General features: G+C 66.8%; 1 protein-coding gene. It reads right to left on the bottom strand.

Annotated elements, in window-relative coordinates; translation table 11 throughout:
- A partial coding sequence (locus ACRDUX_RS12025) for a condensation domain-containing protein (RefSeq protein WP_526414152.1) occupies positions 1-2647 on the bottom strand: 2647 nt, incomplete at both ends.

The following is a 2647-nucleotide window of genomic DNA, read 5'->3' as shown; positions in this document are numbered from 1 at the left end:
ACCTGCAGGTCGTGGAAGTCCGTCGGTGAGGCCGCCACGTCCTCGGGTACGACCACCACCCGCCCACCACGTAGGAGGGCCCCGAAGATCTCCCAGACCGAGACGTCGAAGGCCAAGGAATGACACTGCGGCCACACACCCGCGCGCGGTAGACCGGCATCCAGTGACCCCAGCAGTTGTGTGACGTTGTGGTGGCTGATGGCAACGCCCTTGGGCACACCGGTGGTGCCCGACGTGTAGATGAGATACGCGATGTCGTCCGGGGCGGGGGCAGGAAGTGGGGTGCTGGGTAGGGCGCCTACGGTGACGTCGGTGACGTCGAGGACCGCCACGTCGTGCCCGTGCAGCCGCGACCGCAGGGCCGCGGTGGTGATGGCGGCGATCGGCGCGGCATCGGCGAGCATGAACGCCAACCGGGCCGACGGCACGGCCGGGTCGATCGGCAGGTACGCCGCGCCGGTCTTGAGCACCGCCAGGATCGCCGCAATCGCCTCGGCGGACCTGGAGAACAGCACCGCCACACACGTACCCGGGGCTGCGCCATGTTCAGTCAGCAAGTGCGCCAACCGGTTCGATGCCACGTCGAGATCGCGGTAGGTCCAGGAGTCGGCGCCGTGGCTGATCGCGACCGCGTCGGGGATGCGCGTCACATGAGCGGCGAACAATTCAGGAGCCGACACCGGTGCAGGCCAAGGCTGGGTCAACATCGTTCTGTTGGACGTCTCGTCCAGACGGGCGTGCTCACTGGCATCCAGCACGTCGATCGACGACGATCGCGCCAGCGGATCGGCGGTCATTGCGACCAGCACCCGCTGGAACCGGCCAATGAACGCTTGGATGGTTTCGACGTCGAATACGTCGGTGCGGAATTCGACCAGCCCCCGAATCCCGTTGGGGTCATTGGCATCGGTCCAATGTTCGGACAGCGAGAAGGTGAGGTCCATGCGGGCGGTGTGGGTGTCGATCGGCAGCCGGGTGACCTGCAGATCATCCAACGTCAACCCGGCAGCAGGGTCACCGGTGTGCGCGAGCGGGTTCTGCCACGCCAATGCCACCTGAACCAACGGGTGATGAGTCAACGACCGGGTGGGGTTGAGCCGTTCGACGAGCACCTCGAAGGGCACGTCCTGATGCTCGTAGGCAGCCAGGCTGCGCTGTCGCACCTGGGCAAGTAGCTCGGCGACGGTGGGATCGCCGACCAGGTCGACCCGCAACACCAGGGTGTTGACGAAGAACCCGACCAGCTCATCGAGTGCGGGATCAGTGCGTCCAGCGATCGGGAACCCCACCGCCACATCGGAACTAGCAGTGAGCCGCGACAGCAGCACCGTCAAGGCGGCCTGAACCACCATGAAGCTGGTCGCGTTGTACTCGGCGGCCAGCTCGCGGATACCCTGCTGCAACTCGGCAGGCCAATCCACCGCCACACTGGCCCCACGTTGATCGGCAACGGGCGGATACGGTCGATCAGTGGGCAGCTGCAGGCGTTCGGGCATCCCCGCCAGGGCATTCTCCCAGTAGGTCAGCTGTGCCGAGATCGAACTCTCACCGTCGTCGAGGTCGCCGAATTGCCCACGCTGCCACAGTGTGTAGTCGACGTACTGCACCGGCAGCGGTGACCAATCGGGGGCGAGTCCCGCACACCGGGCGGCATACGCCACGCTCAGATCGGCAACCAGCGGTGCGATCGACCAGCCGTCGGCGGCGATGTGGTGCACTACGCCCACCAGTACGTGTTCGTCGTCGGTGGCGCGGAAGAGCTGTGCCCGCAAGGGGATCTCGGTGGCAAGGTCGAACGCGTGACGTGCGCCTTCCGCGATGGCCTCGTCTAGCCGGTCCGCCGACCATCCGCCGGCATCGACGACGTTCCAACTCAAATCGGCTGCGTCGGCGGAAACGACGACCTGTTGGGGGATGCCCTCGGGTGCCACGATCAGGGTACGCAGGCTTTCGTGACGGTGCACCACGTCGGCCAGCGCTGAAGCCAGCGCGTCGACGTCGAGGCGCCCGCACAGACGCAACGCCACCGACATGTTGTAAACCGGTGAGGGGCCTTGCAATTGGTCGAGGAACCACAGCCGGCTCTGAGCGAACGACAGCGGAATCACCGCGGGCCGCGCGGCGGCTACCAACGGCTCACGCCTTTCGCCCCTTTCCCTGAGCTGGGGCGCCAACCCCGCGACGGTGGGGTAGTCGAACAGGGTGCGCACCCGAAGGTCGGCGTCCAGGCCGGTGTTGATCGCGGCGATCAGGCGCATCGCCGACAGTGAGTCCCCGCCGAGGGAGAAGAAGGAGTCGTCGACACCGACGCGCTCCAAGCCGAGGACGTGGGCGTAGATGTCTGCCAGGATCTCTTCGGCGGGGGTGCCGGGGGCGCGGTAGTGGTCGACGTCCTGGTGTTCGGGTGGGGGTAGGGCGCGGGTGTCGAGTTTGCCGTTGACGGTCAGCGGCAGGGTGTCCAAGACGATGATGGTCGCGGGGACCATGTAGGCCGGGAGTCGTTCGGCCAGTTGACTGCGGGTCTTTGCCGGGTCTGCCGCGCCGGTGAGGTAACCGACGAGGCGTTTGTCGCCGGGGCGGTCTTCGCGGGCGATCACCGCAGCCTGCTCGACGCCGTCGAGGGCGGTGAGGGCGGCCTGGATTTCGC

The organism is Mycobacterium sp. (assembly GCF_050701675.1).
Classification (GTDB): domain Bacteria; phylum Actinomycetota; class Actinomycetes; order Mycobacteriales; family Mycobacteriaceae; genus Mycobacterium.
Note: the sequence above shows the minus strand (reverse complement) of the source record. Positions and strands in the feature narration are given on the sequence as shown.